This window comes from Pedobacter lusitanus (assembly GCF_040026395.1).
Lineage (GTDB): Bacteria > Bacteroidota > Bacteroidia > Sphingobacteriales > Sphingobacteriaceae > Pedobacter > Pedobacter lusitanus.
In genome coordinates this window covers 161,186-185,670 of sequence record NZ_CP157278.1, presented here as the reverse complement: position 1 = coordinate 185,670, position 24,485 = coordinate 161,186, and the positions used below count along the sequence as shown (strand labels likewise).

17 protein-coding genes are annotated in these 24,485 nt (G+C 39.9%); 4 read left to right on the top strand and 13 right to left on the bottom strand.

The features are described 5' to 3' along the window. The first annotated feature begins 108 nt into the window (after positions 1 to 108). Positions 109 to 441 carry a YegP family protein gene (locus tag PL_RS00850; protein ID WP_041877511.1) on the top strand — a complete coding sequence of 111 codons (333 nt, stop codon included), beginning with the start codon at positions 109 to 111 and terminating at the stop codon, positions 439 to 441. Between the two features lie 90 nt (positions 442 to 531). Here the strand turns inward: PL_RS00850 and PL_RS00845 are convergent, their stop codons facing one another. The 8 genes from PL_RS00845 to PL_RS00810 all read right to left on the bottom strand — a co-directional run bounded on the left by PL_RS00845 (position 532) and on the right by PL_RS00810 (position 14,085). After that, complete coding sequence (locus PL_RS00845; RefSeq protein WP_041877512.1) at positions 532 to 879, bottom strand: hypothetical protein; 348 nt, start codon at positions 877 to 879, stop codon at positions 532 to 534. Positions 880 to 984: 105 nt separating this feature from the next. Beyond that, a complete protein-coding gene (locus PL_RS00840) occupies positions 985 to 2,178 on the bottom strand; it encodes a glycoside hydrolase family 88 protein (protein WP_041877513.1) in 1,194 nt (397 codons plus the stop codon). 46 nt (positions 2,179 to 2,224) lie between these two features. Beyond that, the gene (locus PL_RS00835) at positions 2,225 to 3,502 is read right to left on the bottom strand and encodes an alginate lyase family protein (protein WP_235324400.1); all 1,278 of its coding nucleotides are present in this window, start codon (positions 3,500 to 3,502) and stop codon (positions 2,225 to 2,227) included. A gap of 40 nt (positions 3,503 to 3,542) precedes the next feature. Continuing rightward, a complete protein-coding gene (locus PL_RS00830) occupies positions 3,543 to 6,005 on the bottom strand; it encodes a glycoside hydrolase family 2 TIM barrel-domain containing protein (RefSeq protein ID WP_041877558.1) in 2,463 nt (820 codons plus the stop codon). Positions 6,006 to 6,007: 2 nt separating this feature from the next. After that, positions 6,008 to 8,680 carry a glycoside hydrolase family 2 TIM barrel-domain containing protein gene (locus tag PL_RS00825; protein ID WP_200890672.1) on the bottom strand — a complete coding sequence of 891 codons (2,673 nt, stop codon included), beginning with the start codon at positions 8,678 to 8,680 and terminating at the stop codon, positions 6,008 to 6,010. Between the two features lie 62 nt (positions 8,681 to 8,742). After that, on the bottom strand, positions 8,743 to 9,261 hold the full coding sequence (locus PL_RS00820) for a hypothetical protein (RefSeq protein WP_041877514.1): 519 nt from the start codon (positions 9,259 to 9,261) through the stop codon (positions 8,743 to 8,745). 27 nt (positions 9,262 to 9,288) lie between these two features. Continuing rightward, positions 9,289 to 10,944 carry a RagB/SusD family nutrient uptake outer membrane protein gene (locus PL_RS00815; protein WP_041877516.1) on the bottom strand — a complete coding sequence of 552 codons (1,656 nt, stop codon included), beginning with the start codon at positions 10,942 to 10,944 and terminating at the stop codon, positions 9,289 to 9,291. 21 nt (positions 10,945 to 10,965) lie between these two features. Then, complete coding sequence (locus PL_RS00810; protein WP_041877517.1) at positions 10,966 to 14,085, bottom strand: SusC/RagA family TonB-linked outer membrane protein; 3,120 nt, start codon at positions 14,083 to 14,085, stop codon at positions 10,966 to 10,968. 596 nt (positions 14,086 to 14,681) lie between these two features. Here PL_RS00810 and PL_RS00805 point away from each other — a divergent pair. From PL_RS00805 to PL_RS00795, 3 genes are all read left to right on the top strand, one after another. Beyond that, positions 14,682 to 17,072 (top strand): ABC transporter permease, encoded by a 2,391-nt coding sequence (locus tag PL_RS00805; RefSeq protein WP_041877518.1) that lies wholly within the window; start codon positions 14,682 to 14,684, stop codon positions 17,070 to 17,072. Between the two features lie 68 nt (positions 17,073 to 17,140). Next, complete coding sequence (locus tag PL_RS00800; RefSeq protein WP_041877519.1) at positions 17,141 to 17,608, top strand: PaaI family thioesterase; 468 nt, start codon at positions 17,141 to 17,143, stop codon at positions 17,606 to 17,608. 40 nt (positions 17,609 to 17,648) lie between these two features. Further along, the gene (locus tag PL_RS00795; RefSeq protein WP_235324401.1) at positions 17,649 to 18,737 is read left to right on the top strand and encodes a serine hydrolase domain-containing protein; all 1,089 of its coding nucleotides are present in this window, start codon (positions 17,649 to 17,651) and stop codon (positions 18,735 to 18,737) included. 42 nt (positions 18,738 to 18,779) lie between these two features. Here the strand turns inward: PL_RS00795 and PL_RS00790 are convergent, their stop codons facing one another. The 5 genes from PL_RS00790 to PL_RS00770 all read right to left on the bottom strand — a co-directional run bounded on the left by PL_RS00790 (position 18,780) and on the right by PL_RS00770 (position 24,464). Then, positions 18,780 to 19,439: a peptide deformylase gene (locus PL_RS00790; RefSeq protein WP_052495974.1), complete on the bottom strand. Its 660-nt coding sequence runs from the start codon at positions 19,437 to 19,439 to the stop codon at positions 18,780 to 18,782. A 15-nt stretch (positions 19,440 to 19,454) separates the two neighbouring features. Continuing rightward, positions 19,455 to 20,351 (bottom strand): AraC family transcriptional regulator, encoded by an 897-nt coding sequence (locus PL_RS00785; protein ID WP_041877520.1) that lies wholly within the window; start codon positions 20,349 to 20,351, stop codon positions 19,455 to 19,457. A gap of 289 nt (positions 20,352 to 20,640) precedes the next feature. Then, on the bottom strand, positions 20,641 to 21,528 hold the full coding sequence (locus PL_RS00780) for a helix-turn-helix domain-containing protein (RefSeq protein ID WP_348620760.1): 888 nt from the start codon (positions 21,526 to 21,528) through the stop codon (positions 20,641 to 20,643). 55 nt (positions 21,529 to 21,583) lie between these two features. After that, positions 21,584 to 23,365 (bottom strand): pyridoxal phosphate-dependent decarboxylase family protein, encoded by a 1,782-nt coding sequence (locus PL_RS00775; RefSeq protein WP_041877523.1) that lies wholly within the window; start codon positions 23,363 to 23,365, stop codon positions 21,584 to 21,586. A gap of 22 nt (positions 23,366 to 23,387) precedes the next feature. Beyond that, complete coding sequence (locus PL_RS00770) at positions 23,388 to 24,464, bottom strand: cupin domain-containing protein (protein WP_041877525.1); 1,077 nt, start codon at positions 24,462 to 24,464, stop codon at positions 23,388 to 23,390. Positions 24,465 to 24,485: the final 21 nt, after the last annotated feature.

Below are 24,485 nucleotides of genomic sequence, written 5' to 3'. Positions count from 1 at the left end.
TATTCGTCCTTTTTAAATAAAAAACCAGTATTTTAGTCTTGAGTTCAATTGTGAATTAGCTTTTACAGACCTATAAATCTGATTTTTTAACCACCAATAATTATACATATGGGAAAATTTGTGATTACAAAAAGAAAGAACGACGAATTTCAGTTCAATCTGAAAGCCGATAACGGACAGGTTATTCTGGCAAGTGAAGGCTATTCGGCAAAAGCAGGATGTGAAAATGGTATCGCATCGGTACAGAAAAATGCGCCTGATGATGCAAGGTATGAAAGAAAAACCTCTACAAATGGAAAAGCCTATTTTAATCTGAAGTCTACAAACGGACAAATTATCGGCACCAGTGAAATGTATGAGAGTGTAGCTGGCAGAGAGAACGGAATAGAATCCGTTAAGAAAAATGCGCCAGGTGCATCAATTGATGATCAGACTGTTTAATTCAGAAAAGCCTATTCAGGCATATAACAAAATGCAAAAGAGGCTGATCATACATGAAAAATGATCAGCCTCTTTTGTTTATAGATCTTTTTAAAGACCAGCAGCCTGGTTTTTATATTTAATTGCTTCTGATTTTAAAAATGGAGTTGAATCTGACCCGCCTGTGAAATCTACTCCAATGATAATAACGCCATCAGCACCAATTTTTTTCGCCTTGTCAATAATCCTTTGTTTTGCTTTATTTTCATTAACAGTGGTTTGAGTAAAGAGATGTCCAATCACCTTGTATTCCTTCTTAACATCCTTAGCGGCATAAAAAACATCCACATTGGTAGTAGGAGTCATTGTATCACCAACATATGAAATTGTAGCAGCACAAGAACTAAGTATAGTTGCCGAGACCAGCATAATCAGAAAATTGACCTTAAGTGTTTTCATATTATTATATAATTTAAACTTAAATAAAGGTATTGATTATATATAATAAGATATATATCAAAACAGCCCGTCACTGCCTATTAAATCGCATTATTTTTGTTACAGTTAAAATTTAACCCCGCTTTTACTTCTGGCTAATGCCTCTAAATAATAATAATCAGCATAGATAATAGGCACATCTATTTCAGACTTTGCTGGCTTATGTCCCGTGCTATGTGCCAGTATAAAACCTTCATTACCTCTGTTTTCACTGGTATATTTTGCTGTCAGGTTATTCAGTATCTGATCAGCAGTTTTTCTGTAATTTTTGCCTTCTTTACTGTAGCCGCTCAACTCATATAACCCCGAAGCTACAATGGCAGCAGCCGAAGCATCCCTTGGCGAGGCAGGAATCTGAGGATCGTTATAATCCCAGTAAGGCACCTTATCAGCAGGCAGTGCCGGGTTAGTCAGAATAAATCTGGCAATACCCTCCGCCTGTTTTAAATAAGTTTTGTCTTTGGTTTCACGATAACACATCGTATAGCCGTATAAGGCCCAGGCTTGTCCGCGTGCCCAGGCCGAAGTATCAGCCAGTCCCTGAGCAGTACCTTTCCATTTTACATCACCAGTTTGCGGATTATAATCAACCACATGAAAAGAGCTGTAATCTTTACGGAAGTGATTTTTGAGTGTAGTATTCGCATGGCTGACGGCTATTTTATAAAATGAAGAATCGCCTGTTAATTTAGTCGCTTCAAATAATAATTCCAGGTTCATCATGTTATCAATAATAACAGGAAACTGCCATTTATCAGCATTATGATCCCATGAACGAATGACTCCTGCTACCGGATTATATCTTTTGGAAAGACTTTTTGCAGCCTGTATAATCACGGCTTTATAACTCGTATCTTTTGTTAAACGGTAACCATTACCAAAACTGCAGTATACCATAAAACCCAGATCATGAGTTCCTGTATTGTACTGTTGCGGTGCAAGTTTTTGAGTAAACTCTCTGGCCGGCGCCAGCCATTTCGGATCTTTGGTCAGTTCATACAGATACCAAAGCATCCCCGAGAAAAAGCCACTTGTCCAGTCGCGGCCGGCCACCAATTTTAACTGGCCATTTTCCAGCGTTCGCGGAGCAATCAGCTTTGTATCTTTAGCTATTGCTGCTTCAGATTTTTCAAGCAGTAAGTTCACTTGTTTTTCTGCCGGGACCAATGCTCTGGCCACATTTACCTGCTGCGCATTTACTGTCGTGTTCAAACACAGTAAGGTAGCCAGGGCTAAGGTTAAGTTTATTTTCGGTTTCATCTGTTTATGTTTTTGGTTGATTAATAAGGTTTCTTTACGTGTATGTTTACATCCAGATCAGTGGATGACGGATAGGCAGATTCCGGATCACTTCTGCTACCTGCGGGTAATGATCCAGTTTTTCCCAGGTCCTGTACCAGTCCTTTTGCTGATAAGCATTTGCACCAAATAAAAGAAAAGGCTGAGCCACAGGCCAGTTGTCCCAGTACATCACATCAGCTTTTAAACTCCATTTGGTTTTATCCGCAATAAAAGGATATAAATAAGCAATTCCGAGTCTGATAGATTTACCATCTGCCGTTTTAAAATCCCATAAATTATCTTCAGGAACAGACAGGATCTGACAGAGTATAGCCATTGCATCCAGGTTAAATATCGAGTATCCGTAAGGTTTGGTACGAGCCATTTCCAGAGGAAAACTTCCATCTGCCCCCATTTGACCAGGCAGTAGTACTGTTTTATATCTTACTCTCATAGAATCAAGCATCGGCTGATCATTGCATAGTTTAGCAAACGAAGCCACCTGAATTGCCCAGCAGGTTGCATGATTATTTTTAACCATTTTTTCCTGAATACCCGGTTTACTGGTGTTCAACCAGTTTGTATATTCCGCAAACCATCCCTTTATCGCTTTGGCAGACTCAGGGTCAAAAACCCCTGCTTTCTCCATAACAATAATGCCCTGTGCTACTTCCATTAAATGTATTGTGTCAATAATGCCATAATTCCGCCCGGTAAATTTTCCCTTCACAGCCTGTGCAAAACTGAGATTTGGGTTCATTAAAGTCTCCGGGTTTACAAACCAGGCTTTTAAATGGACAATAGCCTGTTTAACATATTTCTCGTCACCTGTTAATTTATAGGCCGAAGCTAAAGCACCGATCACTTTACTCAGCCGGATCATGGCTTTGCGATGCTCCACAAAATTGTCCGGATTAGTTAATCCATCCCGGTTGATATACGGACCATCAGGATTGGCAGGGTCTGGCCAGAAATAATCAGCTTCAGAGAAAAAATCATGTTTTCCTCCTGCGCTTCTGGGTGAAGAAGCAGCTGTTACAGTCACCGGTTTTTGCGTCATTGCCCAGGCAGCTTCTGCCAGGGTCTGTTTGCGCAGCAGCATTGCAGCCGCTTTAGCGATCTCTTGTTTTCCAGCTGAACGATGAGTTACAGCAGCGATTAAGGTATCCCGGTCAGCAAAACGTGATTTTACCTCCTCACCGGGATTCACAGTATGTTCCGGACTACCTGGATGTCCCGGATTAAATATTAAAGAGGCAGCACAGATCACAGCTGCCGGGAAAACAGAAAATATTACATACATAGCTCCATAATTAAATCAACAGATTTGAAATTTATATCCTTTAAAGATTAACAAAAGCAGTAGCCAGACCTTCAGACTGTACTGCCACCATACTTTTCCCTTTATTCAGTTTTACCTTGATAATTGCCCGGCCATTATAAGCCTGTACTTTTCTGGAACCCGATGAAGTGCCCAGATTATCCAATAGTTTACCCTCGCCGGCCAAAGAAAAATTAATCCAGTTCATAGCATCCGGACACAGTATATTTTTATCGTCATATAACCGGACTTCCACTGTCGCTATATCATCCTGCTGATCAATTTTTGTCAAAGTCAGTTTTGCAGGTTTTGCCCATTTTTCGGTCTGATAATTAAACTTAATTTCATCTTTCACCGTAACCTTTCCTTTTTTGGCAATCACGCTAACCACATTTTCCCCTTTAACAAAAGGAAGGTTCCAGCGCAATCCCGCAGCCGGAAAGTCCTGACTGTTTCTTTTTTTAATGCCAAAACTTTTGCCATTCAGGAATAACTCTGCTTCAGTGCAATTCGCATATACTTTTACCATTTTCTCTTCTCCATCCGCTCCCCATCTGACCGGCCAGGTATGTCCGTAGATATGCACCATAGGCTTATCCGTCCAGTAAGACTGAAAAACATAATAAGCTTCTTTTTTGGTCAGATCTCTTTCTACCACCCCTTTCTGGTTCATATAAGGAACAGGATTATCTGGTCTTACCGGAGTAGAAAAATCTTTAAATGGCCAGTAAGCAGTTCCGCTTAACCAGGGCATGGTTTCCTGTTCTTTCAAATGCCAGTCAACCAGATTAACCAGATAAGATTCACTCCAGTCGCCATCTTTAGAGATTCTTGCTGCTCCACCAAACAAAGATGCATCGCCCGCCCGTTCATCAGCACCAAGACCTGTTTTGATTTTACTCAAGGCCTTATCCGGATTTTCAGAATGACGCATAGCATGGCTGTCTCCTCCCCACTCCACATGGATAAAACGCTTTACTTTTTTAAACTCTTCTTCACTGACACTTTTGTAGTCCGTATAATTACCACGATACCAGCCTGCCCAGATTGAAGGGGAATATACATCAACCAGGTCACTGCAAAAGTCACATCGCCTGATGGCTGTTAAACGTGAATTATCCAGCAGATGAGAAAGGTCATTCAGTTCTTTCATAAATACCCTGATTTTTTCTTTATCAAATTCAGGAAAATCTCCCGGCCAGTCATTCTCATTTCCCATACCCCAGAGAATAACCGAAGCATGATTATAATGCTGTTCGATCATATTGGTCAGCATCCTGCGCGCCTGTTCCTTGTACACCGGCCCTCCCAGACCACCACGGCACCATGGAATTTCTTCCCATACCAGGATACCCAGGCTATCACACAGATTTAAAACAATACGCGACTGCTGATAATGTGCCAGACGAATGAAGTTAACCCCCATTTCTTTCATCATGATCATTTCCTGACGAATCGTATTTTCTGTCATGGCTGCAGCTACACCTGCATGATCCTCATGGCGATGCGTTCCTCTCAGCAGCAAACGTTTCCCGTTCAGCATAAAAGGTCCCTTTTCTACAAATTCAAAATTCCGGAAACCAACTTTCTCTGTTCCTCTGGCCACTCCCGCAGACGACTGGATTTCGTATTGCAGTGTATATAATAATGGCTGATCTGCTGACCATAACACAGGTTTCTTTAGCTGAAGATCCCAGAGCTCTGTATCAGTTGATAACCCATTGATTTTCTTCTCAGTACTGGAGACCAGCTTACCTGCAGGATCAGTTAGTTTCAGCACTATTTTAGCTTCACCTATAGCCAAAGGATTATAGAATCTGGCTTTTACACTCAGTTTTCCCGATTTCCCTGCCGCATCTGTTTCAGCTTTGGCAAAGAGTTTATCCATTGAAAGTGCTGGTGTATAAACCAGGTTCAGATAACGGTAAATACCACCATAAATATTAAAGTCAGAAAGATCTGACGGAATCATTTCCAGATCTCTGGAATTATCAGTACGGATAGAAACAGGTACTTTTCCTTTGAATTGTTTCTTACAGATTTCTGTTTTTTTAAACGCATTTACCGCCGTTGTCAGATCAGCAGTCCACTCATCATAACCACCAACATGAGAAGCGACTTTTGTCGTATATACATAGACCTCTGTTTTCTGACCCGCACCTTCAAAATGCAGCAGCGTACGCCCGTTTTGATAAGGATTAGCTATATCAATTGTAGTACGATACCAGGACGGTCCCTGATAATAATTGACATCAGGATCAACAGCGTCTCTGGCATTTACACAATGCGGCAGATTTACAGCTTCCCAGAGCGGTACACTTTCCGGATTCCCTTTACCTACCGGCCGTACCGCTTCCCAAATTCCACCTAAATCCTGTTTTAAAAATTCCCAGTTATGATTTAATCTTATGGATTCCTGTGCCTCTACCGGAGTGAATCCAAGTAGAGATCCAAGAACAACAAACACACGCAAATATCTGATCATCATTAATAAATTTTTCTAAGCTGTAAAGCATTCAATACCGGTATACCATTGATCGCTTTAAAATCCAAACTAATTCCTTTTCCACCGCTTACGGTAACTCTTGTCTTTTTCTTTACCGCAGTCGTATATCCATAATCTGCTGCCAGATTCAGATTTTCTAAAAACGTTTCTCCATTGATATATACACTAAAGATCCGTTGTTTAACCTCTTCTTTCTGATGATTATTATCCAGGTTATAAGCCAAAGATTCCTTAGCCGCACCGCCTGTCAATTCTGCAAAGTGCAAACAGAGTTCATATTCCCCATCCGGTACATCAAAGCGGAACTGCTTAATTCCAACCTGTTGAGTCTGATAAACAGGATCCTGATCAGTGTCCAGAATATTCTTGTCACTACCATAAGACATCCTGTTATTGGTCCCTTTATATGCTTCACCACCGATATATCCCCATCCGCCTTTTCTGTAAGGCTGATCAGGCATCCAGATCTGATGTGTTGTTTCGTTGATATAAAAGCGCTTTGCACCCATCAGTATATTCACTTCATCAAAAGGAACAAGGCCATCGGTTAAATTGAATGGCTGCAGTTTAAAATCAGTTTCCAGTTCGTCAGTACTGTTTTCTGCTGCTGCTCTTAATTTGTTAAGCCCATTTACAAATGGAACCTGCCAGACACAAACATGATCCACCGCTTCTTTCATCCCCAGGCTTTTGCCATTTAAAAACAATTCGGCTGTTTTCATATTAGTCATGACCTGTACCGGCTGTGTAGCAAAGAGCCGGGCAGAACCGGCAATTCCTGTTCTGTTTTTCCATGCTGCCGAAGCAATTTTCAGAAAAGGTTTATGCAGCAAATAAGCCTGATAAAGAAAATAGCTATCCTTTGGTTCTCTGCCCAGTGTCAGCAAACCTTTATTATTGATATGAGGCATGGTTTCTTCCCGGGTTTCAGAATTAAAATCTGCCAGATTCCAGACCATTGCACCACTGACAAATGGCCTTTTGATAATATCATTTAAATAAACCTGGTTAAATCTGATTGCATACTCTAAACTCTTATCAAACCTGACTGGTGAAAATGAACGGATACGCGGATCTGCATCAGCACCATACTCCGTAACCAGCATAGGTTTATCTGCCAGTTCCTGATGATGCCGGTCTAAAAACTGACCGAAATCAGCAATATTACCAGAGTACCAGCCAGAATAAAGATTCCAGCCTACAATCATCGGGATTTTAGTCAGACCGATTTTGTGATAACTATCAAAAGCACCATGATTAGCTATCATCGTATAACGTGAAGGGTCTTCTTTCCGGGTTAAACTATCCAGTGTCTGTGCCAGCTCTACAATATGTTTAAAATATACAGCCTGCCGGATCTTGTCATCAGCAAATTTTGGCCGTAGCAGAATCTCATTCATGTAGGCCCAGATGACCACGCTCGGATGATTAAAATTCTGTCTGATCATTTCCTGCTGCATCTGTTTACAGTTCTGCGTAAAAGCGGCAGATTCTGTAATTGTGTTGACCACTGGAATTTCTACCGAAGCCAGAATTCCCAAACGGTCACATGCTTCCAGAATTTGCGGATCCTGCGGATAATGGGCTACTCTTAAAAAGTTTCCTCCCATTTTTTTCAGCAGTTCGACGTCTCTTAACTGCAAAACATCAGGAACGGCATTGCCCATTCCCATATAGTCCTGATGACGGCTGGCCCCTATTAATTTAAGTGGCTGTCCGTTTAAAAAGAACCCTTTTTCCGCATCAAATCTAAACCAGCGGAAACCCAGCGGACTGGAAACCTGATCCAAAGTCCGGTTTGTTTTACGGGTTATAATTTTGGAAATTATACGGTACAAATAAGGATTTTCAGGAGACCAGAGATGAGGTGAACTGATATTTTTAAATTCCTGAACCGCAGTAATTGTCTGCCCGGCAGGTATAACCAGATCTGTAAACGCAGTAGCAATTACCAGCCCCTGCTGATCGATCAGTTCATTTTGTACCTGAACTTTCTCTGCAGCGGCTGAAGCATTTTCAATTAGGCTTTTCACCTGTACTCTTGCTTTCCCTTCAGAAACCTCTGGTGTAGTCATATAAATGCCCGGATTACTGCCATGATCATTTCGGGCAAAATGAACCGGTTCAGTAATCAGGAGATCCACATTTCTGTAAATCCCCCCAAAAAAGGTAAAATCAGCAGTCAGCGGTGCTATGTCTTCATTGAACTGATTGGTTACTCTGACCTGTATTTCATCATCCTGATGATTCAGCAAACGGCTTACAGGCACTGTAAATCCGGTATATCCACCAATATGTTTCCCGGCAGATTTTCCGTTGACATAAACTTCAGCTTCCTGATTTACTCCGTAAAAAACCAGGAAAACCTCTTTATTTTTCAAAGAGACATCCAGTTTCAGTTTCCTTTTATACCAGCCTGTACCCCGGTAATAACCAGGGGTATCGTCTATGACATCTTCAGCATTCCAGGTATGCGGAATACTCAGGTTCTGCCAGTTTAAACCGGAAGAAGGTTTCTCTGCACTGGTCTGATCTTTACTAAACTTCCACTGCTCATTTAAACTAATCAGTTTACTTTGCGCATAGCTATTGGAGAAGCCTGATAAAATGCTTGCAATCAGTAATAATAACGGGAGTCGGCTGGTATATTTCAAAATTCAGGGCTTAATTAAATTAATTTACATCCCGGCTTATTTTAGATAAGCCGGGATGTGTACTATTTTATTTCCAGGAAACGTATATAGGCCTGTGAAAAAGTGCCTACAGTATATTTCTCATTTACATTTTTAACCAGGTCAATTTCTATCTTTCTTGTCCCGGCAACCGTACTGTTTAATACCTTGATATAAATAGTATCAACCAACGCTTTCGCCTGCGGAAAATTAAGCGAATAAATATTATTCACAGCAGTAATGGCATTTCCGTTTTTATCAACCACAGCAAAATCCTGCCCCGCAACTGCCGGATTGTTAATTCCTGTAGCCGCGAGCGTATATTGAGCAGCCGCATCATAATCACGGATAAAAACCGAATGAAACTGAACAGGAAACTTAACTAATTTTGTTTGTGTTCTGAGTACTGATTCTGTACCAGTATTATTCCAGGGCAGAAATCCTGCGTAATAATAATTCTCATATTCAGGTAAACCCCGCTTACCTTCATCATCCTTCTTACAGGCTGTAAAAATGCTTGCAGCCAATGTAAAAAAGGTTATATAGATCAATGTTTTCTTCATCAGATTATAATTTTTTAAGGCTCCCTGTTAATTCCAACCCGGATTTTGTACCACATTATTTCCACTCAGAGAAATTTCCTGTAATGGAACAGGATACAAATAATCTCTTGCCGGATTAAACGTCCGCTTGGCTGCATCTTCTACAATCAGAATCTTGTCAGCATTCAGATTCAGTGAACCAGCAACAGTCCCTACCCATTCGGCAGCATTGTATTTAGCACCCATTAAGGCTTTTGGCAATACTGTTTCAGCTATTTTCCAGCGTAATAAATCAGTGTAACGGAAACCTTCGAGCGCAAGCTCTACTGTCCTTTCTCTTCTGATTTCCTCACGCATATCCAGATTGTTGGCCAGAACAAACGCATTGGTCAATTTAACTGTCATACCTGCTCTGGTTCTTAAAGCATTAATTGTTGAATTCAGATCTCCATCGCTGATAGCTCCGTCCAGCTCATATTTTGCTTCTGCAAGAATCAGTAAAACTTCTGCATAGCGGATAAGCGGTTTATGGACTGTAGCATTATTATTGGTTGTCCAGTCGGCTGCATTAAAGCCTTTTTTTGCAGCATAAGCAGATCTGGTCCCCAAAGAAGTTCCAGGAACCCAGGGCCGCTGATAAGACTGCTCACCACTTCTGTAAACCAAAGTTGTAATCCTTGGATCTCTGTTATCCAGGATAGTATTGTAATTTACTTCGTCTTTCTCATTGACAAAAAAGGCAGACTTAGTAGCTGAAGGGGTATTGTCTGTATTATAAGCAGGTAAACCGTCTTTATATAGAAACATACGGATTAAATTACGGGTGGGTGCAATCCTGCCGTTTTCCAGATCACGTGAGGTATTGTGTGTTAAACCCAGCGCAGCAGTTAGTCCGTAAAGCTTGACAAAAACATTCTCCGTATTCCCTGGTCCTTCCCCGTCATGGGTAAACATGCCCTGATAATTAGCAAACAAAGTATGTCCCTGCCCCATAACCAGCGTTGCCGCCTGTACTGCAAGCTGAAGATGCTGCTGGTAATTCGGGGTATTAAAGAATTTGCCTCTTGTCCCCTCATCGAGCGCTACCCTGGCTTTCAAAGCCCAGGCGGCACTTTTGGTAACACGGCCATATTGGGCCGCTGGCAGGGCTGCTCTGGCGGGTAACCATGTTGCAGCATAATCAAGATCATCATAAATTGACTGCACTACCTTAGCCCTTTCAGTACGCGGCATGCTTAATTCCGGTGATTCAATGGTCAGTGTTTTTAACAGCAAAGGCACATCTCCGTATTTTTGAACCAGCGCTGCATAAGCATAGGCTCTGAAAAAACGGGCCTCGGCAAAATATCTGTTTTTAACAGCATCACTCACCTGAGCTTTCCCTCCCTTTTCCAGGATATTATTAGCTGTAAAGATCTGTTTGTACGGCACAGACCAGTCGTCACTGGTCCCGGCAACACCGCGATTACCATTGCTGACTACATTTAAGCCCGACTGATTGACATTATCATCCCCCCTGTTATCAATAGTATACCCAATCAGCTGTTCATACATTCTGTTTGCAGCATTCATTAAGTCATTTTCTGTATTCCAGAACTGATCATCTGTAAAAGATGTTTCTGGCAATCTGTCCAGCTTTTTACAGCCAGGGTTAAGTAAAGTAACCATCAGGACAGAGATCAGTAATATATTATATTTTTTCATCGCTACGTTTTATAATTAAGATTACAGGGTGATATTCAGCCCAAATGACACTGAACGGTAGAAAGGATAAGTCTGCGCATTTACATCTTTATTATCGCCTCCCAGTTCCGGATCGAATACACTCAGCACGTTGGTTTTCTCAAATAAATCCTGACCAGAGAAATACACTTTAAGATTCTGAATATATTTCCGGTTAACTTTAAAAGTATAGCCAAGCTGAACATTTTTCAGGCGGATATAATTTCCGTTCTGCACCCACTTATCTGAGGGCCTGAAATTATGCGCACTGGTCTGATACATGCGTGGGAAAAAAGCATCCGGATTATCTGGCGTCCAGTGATCCTGATGTATCGTCCATGGCATATTGGAAGTTCCAAGAATAGGCGACAATGTATTTTCTTCAATTAAGAAGGAACGTTTCAAAACTCCCTGGAAAAACACCGAGAAATCAAATCCTTTCCATGTTGCGCCCAGATCTATTCCAAAAGTATATCTCGGATTGGTATTGCCCAGATAGACCAGGTCACCCGGCTTTTCTGGTGTACCGCCTCCTGCATCTATCACACCACTCCCATCCAGATCCTTATATTTTACATCACCAGGGCCCGGACTGGCAAAAAACGGGTATTTTACTTTGGTTTTGTAAGCATCGGCCTCTGCCTGAGTCTGGAAATAACCATCAGTTTTATATCCCCAGATACTGTTTAGCGGGTATCCCTGTAAAAGTGAAACCCGACCACCAGAACCGATAGAGTTTTTGCCATCATATTTGGTCAGTTTATTCTGGTTATCGGCAATACTGAAACCAATATGGTAATCTCCGTTTTTGAAAATATCTCTCCATTTGATTTCCAGTTCTGATCCCCAGCTTTTCAATTCTCCTACGTTACTGCTTGGAATACCTACCCCGATAATACTGGGCAGGTTTAGCGTTGCCAGCATATTCTTATTATACTTTTGATAATATTCTGCTGTAATGGTTAACCTGTTTTTGAACAGGCTGGCATCTATACCGATATTACTGGATTCTACAGTCTCCCAGGTCTTATTTCTCGATGCCAGATCTTTTTGAAACAGGTACTGTGCTTTTGTACCATTAAAAACCAGGTTTGGCTGATCAGTTACTGTTAACCCACTGGTGATTAAAGAAATATAATCATACAAGCCTAAAACCGATCCATTTCCCTGTTGTCCCCATGATCCGCGTATTTTCAGGTTATCAACGAAGTGTATATTGTTCTTAAAGAAAGGCTCTTCACTGATACGCCATCCGCCGGAAAATGCCGGGAATATCTGAAAGCGGTTATCAGGCGCCAAACGGGAACTGCCGTCACGTCTGACTACTGCTTCGAACAAATATTTTCCGTCATAGTTATAGTTGAACCTTCCGAAAAGGGAACCAATAGCCCAGGTCTCTATCTTATCACTGTTGGTCTTATTAGCCGGATCTCCGAAGTTCAGACTAAAGAAATCATTGCTGACCATATTGGTTGCACTTGCCGAAGTTTCATCCTTACGATATTGTTCAAATGAAGCACCACCTAATAATTTAAAATTATGTTTATCAGCAATTTGCAGATCGTATGTAAACTGACCAGTAAGGTTATCCTGATATCCTTTATTTTTGGTCAGATCCAGCTGATTAGGTGTATTGAGGGAGTTTCTTATCGTAGCGGTACTCTTGCCATACCAGATCAGTGTTCTTTTTTCTGATCTCAGATTATACATATCCTGGTTTCTGGAGGCCGACAGATCAAATGCCAGACCTTTAACCAGATTTTTAATATTCAGACTAAGTTTACCGGTGAAGCTTTCATAACTGGTAGTCTTAACACCTGCATTATTTTCTATATCAATAGGATTCAATTGTAAATCGCCATTGTACCGCTGACCAGTCACATCTTCGTCCGGTGTAAAAACAGGCTGCCTGGTACGGATACGATACAACAGGTCGATAATGTTTCCTGAATCATAAGAGTTTTCGTGGATCGTTGAATTTACATATCCGGCAATCAGACCTATACTTACATACTTGTTGACCTGAGAATTTACCGATAAACGTAAGTTCTGTCTGGAATTATCATCCGGGCCAAAACGTAATACACCATCACGTTTATAGTATGATCCGGATAATAAATAGTTTAATTCCTGTTTTCCTCCGCCTACTGACAATGCATAATTCTGAGAAGCATTGACTTTTTTCATCCCCTCTTTAATCCAGTTTGTATTATCATAATAATCCCAGCGATCTGCAGTTAAACTTGGTCTGTAGTTGAAGTTTGGATTTTTAAGCCACTCGATCTGTTCATCTGTAAACTCTTTTGCTCCCGTTGCGTTAAAACGGGCTTCATCAATCAGTGCCTGTTCGTCCCAGGAGTTTAACCGTTCAGGTTGTCTGGCTGTAATATTTAAACTGTAGTTATTGCTGAAATTAATCTTCGTTTTACCACTGGTAGACTTTTTAGTGGTAACCAGCACGACTCCGCCAGCGGCCCTTGCTCCATAAATAGAAGCTGCTGCTGCATCCTTTAAAACTGATAAATTTTCAATATCATCCGGATTGACCAGAGCCAGATCCATTTCCACTCCATCAACCAGGACTAAAGGTTTAGTATCATTAGCAGAAGAGAAGCCCCTGATACGCACGGCATAACTCTCTGCTCCTGGCTTACCGCTGTTCCTGGAAATCGTCACCCCCGGTGATATTCCCTGTAGCGCGGCAATTGCATTGGGCACGGGTCTGTTGGTCAGTACATCGCCGCTGATCTGAGCCACAGATCCTGTAAGGTTTACTTTTTTCTGTGTACCATAACCCACAACTATGACTTCATTCAGTCCCTGTGAATCTTCGTCCAAAGTAACGTTTACTGTTGCCTTTCCGTCAAATGAAAGTTCTCTCGGAAGAAAGCCGACAAAGCTGAAAACAATTATACCACTGCTGGTGGCGGATGTCAGGCTGTATTGACCGTTACCATTGGTAAATGTACCGGTTTTAGTGTTTTTGATGATTACGCTCACACCCGGTAAAGGTAAGCCCCTGGCGTCTCTCACTGTACCTGTTACTTTCTGCTGTGCAACAGCACTAAGGGAAAAGCAACAGCCAATCAAAAGACAAAGAAAGTAGCTGTAAAGTTTATCCATAATTTTTTTTATTTGGTTTATTTGCTTGTTTAACCCAATTCTGGAATTGGAAACCATTGATTGACAGCTGTTCTTATACCGGAAGGACTTGATTAGACGGAAGATTTAAAGAAATCGCACAGCAGTGCTGGCATCTCTGAGAGAAGTTTAGGGAATTCATCATATTATATTTGGTTTATTTGATTCGGAACTGAAATTAAACAACAGCACTCTAAATGGATTAAGCTAAATCTTCGAAAACGGCCTAAAGGCCGCTTTTTCATCATTTCAAGCGTTTGAAATAATTGAGATTATTGACTGGAGGTTAAATTGAAATCATGTTCAGGTTAAGTAAGAGATCGGAGTTGAGAAGGGGTTGATAAGGCCATTGGCCTTATCAACCCCTTCTCAACTCCGATCTCAATGCGACCTCTGGCTTATCTTCGGGTGAGCTGCGTGGGAATTGTACGTTTCCGGTCATTACCTGTTCAGGAATGAACAGCCAGGTTCATTTATATCCTTTTAAAACAATGATTTAACGGTTTTTATGATTAGATTACGTCTGGCACATCATTAGCTTATCAAGTTATATTATTAATTGCTAACCCCGGATAAAGATGTTCAAGTTAAACCTAAAGATTGCATGGAGAAACCTTTGGAAAAACAAAGGCTACACTTTCATCAATATTCTGGGACTTTCTATTGCAATGGCCAGCTGCATTCTCATTTTTATATTTATTCGCTATCAATTGAGTTTTGATAAAGGTTATAAAAATGACAACCGGATATACAGATTTACTACGCAATGGAAATATAACAGTTTTGAGGATTATAATCAGGGTGTACCTGTTCCTTTGGCTGCAGCAGCAAGGAATGAATTACCGGGTTTAGAGAAAGTTGCACTTTTAGCAAGCAGTAATGAGGTGATTCAGGTTAAGCATAAAAATGGAACAGACAGGATAAAAACCCGGGAACACATTTTTTATGCCGAAACAGACTTCTTTGACATTTTTGATCTGAGCTGGCTTAGCGGAAAACCAGCCCTGGCTTTAGCAGCACCCAATACGGTAGCACTATCAGAAACTACAGCAAAAAAATATTTCGGCACTGTTGCCAATGCATTGGGAAAAAGCATTCTTTATCAGAATAACGTATATCTGAAAGTTACAACTATCTTCAAAGATATGCCGGCAAATAGCAGTATACCATTAAAAATTATCGTTAGTTATCAGAATTTTTATGGCAAAAATAATAAGGACTGGAATTCTGTTGGCTCACAGATTGAATGTTATGTATTATTAAAAAATGGTCTGACAGCGACAGATCTTGATGGGCAATTAAGCTTGTTTAATAAAAAGCATTATCAGGATAAAAAGGTTGAAGGCAACCAGACTAACACCCTTCAGGCTTTAAGAGATATACATTTTAGTGAACAATATGGCAATTTCGCGAATAAGAATATCACCAGAAAAGAAATTTACGGGCTGGTCATTATAGGCTTATTTTTAATGCTTACTGCCTGCATAAACTTCATCAATCTGAATACAGCTCAGTCTATCAACCGCTCCAAAGAAGTTGGTGTGCGTAAGGTAATGGGTGGTGAACGCAAACAATTAATAGTTCAGTTCTTAACAGAGACTTTTACAATTGCATTGCTCGCTCTGATCGTTGCCTGTATTTTAACTGAGCTGGCACTACCGCAAATGCAGAACCTGTTTAAAGATCAGATTTCATTTGACTTCTTTGATCATCCGGTAATTCTTCTTTTTCTAACCGGGCTTACTGTTGTGGTAAGTTTAATGGCAGGTTTTTACCCGGCACTGATTATTTCAGGTTTTAGTCCGGCTTTGGCGATCAAAAATAAAATCACAGTAAATTCAGGAAATATGAGCCTGCGTAAGATTTTGATAGTCATTCAGTTTTCAATAACCATCATATTGATTATCGGGACAATCGTCATCCTACGGCAAATGGATTATGTGCATAAGAAATCATTAGGCTTTACGACCGATGCTATTGCGATGATCAACGTCCCTACAGATAGCTTAAGCCGGACCAAATACAGTATTTTTAAAAATCGTGCACTGCAGCTGAAAGGCATAGAAGGATTTAGTTATTGCCAGCGCCCCCCGCTGTCTGGAGACGTAAGTTCAACCAGCTTCATCTTTGACGGCCGTAAAAACGAAGATTTCGAAGTGAGAACTTCTATGGCAGATGCCGATTATTTCAACCTCTTTGATCTTAAATTGATTGCCGGAAAAATATACCTGGAAAGTGACACCAATACGGGTTATGTAGTTAATGAGACTTTCCTGAAAAAGATGAATATCCATAATCCACAGGACGCTCTCGGTAAAACAATAACCCTGAATAACAAAAAAATTCCCGTGACAGGTATCGTAAAAGATTTCAATGATAAATCACTCAAAGAAAGCATCTCTCCACTTGCCATTTTTTCACAGAAAAACGCTTATTATCTAATTGCAGTAAAAGTAGATAAGAATCAGCTTATGCCGGCAATGAATAAAATAGAAGGACTGTGGAACAGTACCTTTCCTAATGGGATTTACAACGCTGAATTTGTAAATAATGATATTAACCGGTATTATGAAAGTGAACGTATCACAGGAATATTATTCCGGGTGTTTGCACTGGTTATCATTTTTATATCATTTATAGGTCTGTTCGGTTTGATTTCATTTGTGGCTACACAGCGCACTAAGGAAGTAGCGATACGAAAAGTACTGGGCGCATCAACACTGGAACTGGTAAAAATGCTTAACGGCTCATTTTTATTCCTGGTTTTTATTGCCAATCTGGTAGCCTGGCCTCTGGCCTACCTCTTTACTACAAAATGGCTGGCAGGTTTTGCTTACCGTATAGATCTGGACATATGGCCATTCGTAATGGCCTTTGTAATCTCTATGCTGACGACTTTAATAACGGTAAGTATCCGCTCTTATAAAGCAGCGATTACCAATACAATTGATGTGCTTAAAAGTGAGTAGTTTTTTTTCAATTATTTACCAGTCATAATAATACCAATTGGTATATTTACTGACAAATAAAGATTGCTATGAAAAACGATACCACTCAAATCAGACAGGGACTGATCGCTCAGCTCGGTAAAACAGTAACGAACTCTCCATCGGCTTTTATGTTATGGCTTGCCCCGGTAGTACGGGAAATTGAAGAAGGAAGTATGACATTTGACTATCAGGTCAGAAAAGAAATGACCAATCCGATTGGCACTTTACACGGAGGCGTTACCGCGGCTATTATGGACGATATGATTGGCGCTACGATCATTAGTCTGGGCAGAGAGCACTTCTATACTACTGTTAATAATGTGATAGATTATTTTTCGACGGCAAAAATCGGAGACACGATTACTGGAAAAACAAAAATCATTAAAGCAGGCCGGCAAATTATCAATGTACAGTTTGAATTATGGAACATGGACAAAGAAAGATTACTTGCAAGAGGATACTCCAATGCACTGAAAACGGATCATAAAATAAATGAAGCAGAAAGCATTAAATAATGTAATTCTGTTCCTAACTTAAGTTTCTAAAATAAAAATTATGCAAAGGGTACTCTCCTGTCTGGTTTTAGCCTGCTTATTTCCAGGGTTTCTGATGGCACAGCTTCATCCTCCTGTTAATGCTGCTGCACAAAGAGTAGATCATGTGCTTGACTCCTGCAGTAAAAGGAATTTTAACGGAGCAGTGCTAATTGCAAAAAACGGAAAAATTGAATATCTGAAGTACACAGGACTTGCTAACAGGCATTATGATATCAGGTTTTCAGAGAAAACCAGGTTCAAAATATTCTCTGTAACCAAGACCTTTACAGCAGTTTTAATTATGCAGCTGTATGAACAGGGAAAAATTAACCTGGATGCAACGATAGCTACTTATTATCCGGAATACAAAGGTGAAGCAGCCAAAAAAGCTACTATAAGAAATCTTTTGACTTACAGCAGCGGAAGAGATACAAAGGATATGAGGGATCTTTTTGAAGCTTACAGCAATGATATATGGACTCCTGATGAATTTATTCAGAAATTCTGTTCTGAGAAGCTGATTGATACTCCGGGCACCAAATTCAATTATAGTAATGGAGATTACATTATTTTAGGCAGGATCATTGAAAAAATCTGCAAAAAACCATACGAAGAAGTACTGAGAGAGAAAATCCTGAAACCTCTGCATATGGTTAATACTGATTACCTGCATCATAATGATATTATAAAAGATATAGATGAAGGTTATGCCAATGTGGATTCCAGTACAACTGAAATAATTATGCCTACCAATCATTATATAGATAATCATTTTGCTGCCGGAGCAATGTACTCTACACCAGAAGATCTGCTGCGGTTTGATCAGGCGATTTTCAACCATACCCTGCTTAAAAAAGAAACCGTTGAACTCATGCTTACTCCTTATGAAAAACTAGGCGATGTAGCGATAGGTTTTTGGGTTTATCCAAAGAAATTCGGCAAAATTAACACGCTGTTTGCAGAAAGACAGGGTGCTGGTTACGGACATAATGCCAACTGGGTGCATCTTATAGATAAAGGGCTGACTTTTATATTATTATCCAACACCAATACTGTTGAGCTCAACAAAATGCGCATGAATGTGATCTCTGCTTATCTGGGACAATAGCATAAAAGTCCAGGGGTCCCCTTTATTCGTAATTTCCTTTATTTAAAGACGGGGTTCGAGCTTTTCAACCATAAAATCCAGCTTCTCTGTGAGTGAGTGATAAGATTTGGCATCCTGTTCTTTCAGTCGCACAGGGAACAAAATACCATGCAGATGATCTGTTTCATGCTGCAGGATGACAGCGGTGAATCCTTCTATAATTTCCTCTTTATGCGCCCCGTTTATGGTGGTATAAATTAGTCTGATTGTATGATGACGGACTACCTGTCCTACTGTATCAGCGATAGACAGACAACCTTCTCTGCCTTTGCGCAGCAGTGCTGATTTCCAGGTTATCTGCGGGTTCAGGAAGAGCTCAAATGGCAGTCCCTCTTTATCAAAACGCTGTACCCAGATGATATTACGGTTAATGCCTACCTGTGGTGCCGCAATACCAACACCAGGTCGTTTTGGATCAGCAAGCATAGCTAATTGCATCCTTCGGGCTAAGACTGGTATTAAAGGATCTTCCGGATTGATATTACTGGAAGCCGTAGTAAGAATTTTTAATTCACCGGGATCGCTTACCTGGGTTACTTTCAGCATTTTAGTGGTATCTCCTGAAAGGATCAGCTTCTTTTCAGCTGTATTGAAACTCTGTGCCATAATGTGTTGTGTGCTAAAAATAATAATGCAGCATAGTGCAAAAAAACCTGTTTTCATATTTCGATTGTTAAATCAGACAACATGTCTATCCATATAACCATTTATTTTTCTGAAACTGTTCGGAGAATAACCTTTAGCCTTTTTAAAAACCCGGATAAAATGAGCCGCATCTGCATAGTCCAGTTTATAGGCAATTTCCTGCACCAACAAATCCGTGGAAAGTAAAAACCTTGTCGCTTCAAATAACTTCCGTTCATTAATCAGTTGCTGCGGAGTCATTCCCGTTTTCTTTTTTATCATTTGATTGAACTTCCGTTCTGCCAGTTTCAGTTTTTCTGCATAAGCAGCAATAGAATACCCTCCCTGAAAGAATAAATGCAGATTCTTATTGAATTCATGAAAGATAGTAGAAATATTCTTCACCGCATTATTTTTCATGACCAGATGAGGCTTGAGCAATAACAACAAGGCTGTAATCAACGAATTTCCCAGCATGGTATGATTACTGCTTTCTATCGTCTCTTCATCCTTATCCATCAGATTAATGATAGTCATAATGGAGTGAAAATCTTTAGGTGAAAGCTTAAGTACCGGAGATAATGAAGTGTTTGCAAACAGATTGTAAATCTCTTTACTCAGACCGAAATTCTCTTCAATAATTGATTCCAGATTGATCAGTAAGACTTTACCGGAAAGGTTATCTATGCTTTTGAACTGATGCCCGACATCTGGCTGAAGCAGATGAACATTATATTCTCTGAACGAATATTCTGCTCCATCTATCAGATGTACTCCGTCTCCACTTTCAGTAAAGAAAACAGCAAAATAACTATGCTGATGTATATTGTCAGGTATTACCCCTATTCCCTTAAAAAGCTTAATATTTTTGAGATCTTCTATCAGAAAATTTGCCATGAATTCCGGCTGACCGGGAAAGGCAACTCTTTTAATGCTATTCAAAGAAGCCATTGCTATTTAATAACCATATAATTAATAATCATAAATAATTACAAATACGCGGACACAGCTCCACCAGAACAACGCTCTATGCTAAATGATAATAGCATTTAGCATAGAAATCATCCTAAAAAAACTGAGCTTATTATTTATAGATAACAGCTGATGTCCGATAAGGTTAAGCAGTGTTTATCTCGAGGAGAAAATTTTGTGATTTGTCATGTTTTTCATATATAGGTGCACAAATATAACACTATGATCCTATCAGAAATGGTAGTAAAACGACAAATAATTGTATATTTCAACTCTCATTGTCATACAAATTTATTTCCCTGTATTTTTCTCTGAATCTGTTTGGTGTACAGCCTTTATCTTTTCTGAAAACCCGGACAAAATAAGCAGCATCTGTATAGCTTAATTTATGTGCAATCTCCTGTACAAGAAGATTAGTTGATAATAATAACCTGGTCGCTTCCAGTAGTTTTCTATCATTAATGATCTTGATTGGGGTAAAACCCGTTTTTTTCTTCACCAGCCTGTATAGGGTCTTTTCAGTCATACCCATCTTTTCTGCATAAAAAGACAGTGATAATTCTTCACAAAAAAAAGCATCGACATAACTGTTAAACTCGTAGAATTTATCCCCAAAATCTTCTCCTGTATTCATCAGGGTTTTCAGATAGGGTTTGGTTAGCAATAACAGCGCAGTAATCAGGGATCGCTTATACATCAGATAAAGATTCCCCATCAGCTGATGATTATCCGTATTTAACAGATTCAGAATTGCCATCAGATTTTCAAAGATATCAAAAGGCAGATTTATAACCGGATATATCCTGGTATTAACAAAAAGATTAAATAGTTCACTGTTAATCTGATGATTTTCCTTTTCGATTTTCTTAAAATCAATCAGCAGTAATTTCCCCTGTGAATCATCAGATCTTTTAAGCAGATGAACCATATCAGACTGAACAATATGTACAGAATTCTTTTCGAAAGCATAATCACTTCCATCAATAAAATGTTCTCCGTGCCCTTTTTCAAAAAAGAACATTCTGAAACAATGAAGGTGGCATGATAATTTGAAACCTGAATCAGCAGGAATATCTTCTCTTTTAATATCAATTATTTTGAAAGTGGCGTTAAAATTCTGTTGAGCATCAAAAATTACATTTTCTTCTTTATACACTATAGTCCCCTTTTTATAAATACTGCTAAAATATGCAGCCTATCTATCTTAACGTTTAAATTTGATTTTGGTTTCTTATGATATCAGTAAGAGAACCTAAAAAGTGATTCCACTGACCTTTTATACTGGCTGTGGGAATATCTTTCATCAGGCAACTCCTGAATAATTTAAGCCTGGTGTTTTCATGATCTGATTGGAGATCTGAATCTTTAAAGACTTTTTTGAAAGTCTGATAATTCACCTGGCTGCCAGAAAAAAACAGATTGATATAATCCTTATTGCCGGATTTCAACTCCTCAGCCAATAACTTATTCAGTGCATCTGCTTCTTCGAAACTGGTTCCTTTCTTCGCTGGCACAACCAGAAAATTATTGATTGTAAGATCTGGTTCATAGAGGTTAAGCACATGAAACAGATGATCATCTACCAGAAAACTTTGATTTTCTTTAATAATCTGAGTAAATGCTAAGGTGGTTTTTAAGCTATCTTTTAATAACATCCCTAACCCGCCTGAATTTAATGGCAGTAACCTGTTAACCGACCAGACTGCCGAAGCTACAGCACCTGGTCTTGCCCCTTCCAGTGTGTAAGGTCCAAAATTCAGTTCTTCATCCGGATGCTGCCCAAAGTATTTGGATTGGGTGGCAATAATTGAGTTCAGTCTCCGGTCTTTATAAGCCACACATCCACCAGGATACGGAACATACCCGGATTTATGAGGGTCAATAGTTATAGAATCTGCCTGAGGCAAATCGCGGAGCGAGTTATAAACTTCAGGCTTGAGCAAATATGCTGCCGGCTGCTCAAGTTTTAATTTTTCATATGGCATAACCTCATGCTGATCATCCAGAATAACTGATCTGAAATATCCCCCATAGGCGGCATCAACATGAATATAAAACGACTGACCATACTTTTTCTGACACAGGTCTCTGAAGTGGAACATGGCTGATAAATTGTCCACACTTCCCTCTCCGCTGCTTCCCACAAATAAAACAACGGCAATAACTGGTATATTTTGTTCAATTAGCCAGGTTATTCGCTTATAAAGCTCCTGATTATCAGTTCTGAGATACTTATCCGGAGCTATCTTTTCTACATTATTTTTTTGAATCCCGAGCAGGTCTAAACATTTGTCCCAGGCGTAATGGCAGTTCTCTGAGAGCAGCACTTTACCGTTTTTCAAAACACTGTCATGTCTTAATAATCCGGCCAGTTCTATAATTTCTGTATAAAGCCCCATTTTTGCAACCTGATCCAGTAAAGCCAGAATTTTTGGAACAGGCATATTCACCAGCTGGTCTTTATCGGCAATCAGCATACTGGTCTGCTCATTTTGCAGAATTGCATAAGGTACACTCTTCAGGTTTCTGGCAATCCACATGGCCTCATAATTGGAGGCATGACCGCCGGAAGATAAATGAGCCCACCCTGAAGCTGGATTATAGCCTAACAGATTACAGAAATCAATACTCAATTCCCGCTCTAAGGCTGTGGTTACCGGAGATACTTCCGGGGTTACATTATTTGGATTATACAGCATAGTCATAAAGTAGGTTAAACTGGCTACCAGCGGAATATCTGTATTCATGTGCGCAATGTAGTTCTGCGATGCCCATGGAATAGATTCTTTACCCAGCCTGTCTGATAAATCACTTACAAGCTGATCAACCTCTCTTAAAGAATCAGAAGGTAATAACCCTGTCTTATCTTGTTTTGCTGACGGCTGGTGCCTTTCATACCAGGCGTAGAAATCATCCACTATTTTTTTTAATGTTTCTTTGGTCCAGACCTGATTTCCTTTTAACGGAAATAACTTTTTTGAAGATAATGACATGGTTATTACGATCTGATTAAGCTTAATTATTCAGTGCTATTTCACAAATTCTATCATGCACAAGATCCATCTGATCCCACGCGCGTTCACAAATTTCTTTCAGATTCCGCAACTGATCATCATCCAGACTCTTTAAATAATCAAGACCGATATTGGCATGATCATCATCAGCCTCAGCATGAAGTTCAAAGAAAGAAACTTCCTTATCCGGACGGTTAAAAATAGCTTTGGTACTTTCTCCGAATTCATGACCGCTATGCTCCACAACCATATGGACGATGACAATTTTTGCAGCTTCATCAGAGTCAAACATTCTTAGTACAAACCAGTTACTGGCAGCAATTAAAGCAGGATCTGTTATTTTAAGCTTGATATTATTTTGCTCGAAAAGAATTTTATCATGCCCGAATTCATCATGAAGATGATCTCTGTATAATTCATATAATTCCTCGTTGGTACAGGTAGCCTGTCTTGCCAGTACCATTTGCTGAAAGCATTTGGAAAACACATAAAGTGCCGCAATAAATCTTTCTTTGATACTGGCATCCTGCTGAATTCTGCCACTTTCAAACAGTTTAAATAAAGCTCTCTGCTGGTGCTGAGCCAGTCTTTTCTGGTTCAAGGCGTGAAGTTCGTCATAGGCATTTGAAGTCAGAAAATCAGCTCTTGGGTTAACTTCATCTTCATATAATCCCTTGCCCTCAAATTGTATCGAAAGTCCTTCAAATACTTCTGAAGGCTTAGTTTTAAAACCATGAATTTTATGAGGAGGAACACAGACAATGTCACCTTCTTTTAAAGATTGAGCCAAATCTCCGGTTAGCTCTACCGATCCTTTACAAACTAAAATCATTGATTTAGTGGGATGCTGATGATTATCCAGGCGCTCACCATCCTTAAGTTTTACCCAGCCAAAGGAGGGCCGGCCGCTTTCGGGAATAAATTCATTCAGCAACTCATTTCGCCGGAAATCACGTTGTTCTCCCAGGTGATGTGTAACTCCGTCTACAATGGCCGAACTTATACTTCTCACCTGTTCTCTGGCCACAACATTTACTTCTGCAGGAGATAATCCTGTAATAACATGATCTTTGTACATAACTCTTGTTTTTGATAGGTT

What these genes read in the sequence shown, in the direction of transcription:
- PL_RS00795 (WP_235324401.1), top strand. Translation starts at nt 17,649, where the DNA reads ATGCAAAGGGTACTCTCCTGTCTGGTTTTAGCCTGCTTATTTCCAGGG.
- PL_RS00830 (WP_041877558.1), bottom strand. Translation starts at nt 6,005, where the DNA reads ATGATCAGATATTTGCGTGTGTTTGTTGTTCTTGGATCTCTACTTGGA.
- PL_RS00800 (WP_041877519.1), top strand. Translation starts at nt 17,141, where the DNA reads ATGAAAAACGATACCACTCAAATCAGACAGGGACTGATCGCTCAGCTC.
- PL_RS00815 (WP_041877516.1), bottom strand. Translation starts at nt 10,944, where the DNA reads ATGAAAAAATATAATATATTACTGATCTCTGTCCTGATGGTTACTTTA.
- PL_RS00850 (WP_041877511.1), top strand. Translation starts at nt 109, where the DNA reads ATGGGAAAATTTGTGATTACAAAAAGAAAGAACGACGAATTTCAGTTC.
- PL_RS00835 (WP_235324400.1), bottom strand. Translation starts at nt 3,502, where the DNA reads ATGTATGTAATATTTTCTGTTTTCCCGGCAGCTGTGATCTGTGCTGCC.
- PL_RS00775 (WP_041877523.1), bottom strand. Translation starts at nt 23,365, where the DNA reads ATGTCATTATCTTCAAAAAAGTTATTTCCGTTAAAAGGAAATCAGGTC.
- PL_RS00785 (WP_041877520.1), bottom strand. Translation starts at nt 20,351, where the DNA reads ATGGCTTCTTTGAATAGCATTAAAAGAGTTGCCTTTCCCGGTCAGCCG.
- PL_RS00770 (WP_041877525.1), bottom strand. Translation starts at nt 24,464, where the DNA reads ATGTACAAAGATCATGTTATTACAGGATTATCTCCTGCAGAAGTAAAT.
- PL_RS00805 (WP_041877518.1), top strand. Translation starts at nt 14,682, where the DNA reads ATGTTCAAGTTAAACCTAAAGATTGCATGGAGAAACCTTTGGAAAAAC.
- PL_RS00820 (WP_041877514.1), bottom strand. Translation starts at nt 9,261, where the DNA reads ATGAAGAAAACATTGATCTATATAACCTTTTTTACATTGGCTGCAAGC.
- PL_RS00790 (WP_052495974.1), bottom strand. Translation starts at nt 19,439, where the DNA reads ATGAAAACAGGTTTTTTTGCACTATGCTGCATTATTATTTTTAGCACA.
- PL_RS00810 (WP_041877517.1), bottom strand. Translation starts at nt 14,085, where the DNA reads ATGGATAAACTTTACAGCTACTTTCTTTGTCTTTTGATTGGCTGTTGC.
- PL_RS00840 (WP_041877513.1), bottom strand. Translation starts at nt 2,178, where the DNA reads ATGAAACCGAAAATAAACTTAACCTTAGCCCTGGCTACCTTACTGTGT.
- PL_RS00845 (WP_041877512.1), bottom strand. Translation starts at nt 879, where the DNA reads ATGAAAACACTTAAGGTCAATTTTCTGATTATGCTGGTCTCGGCAACT.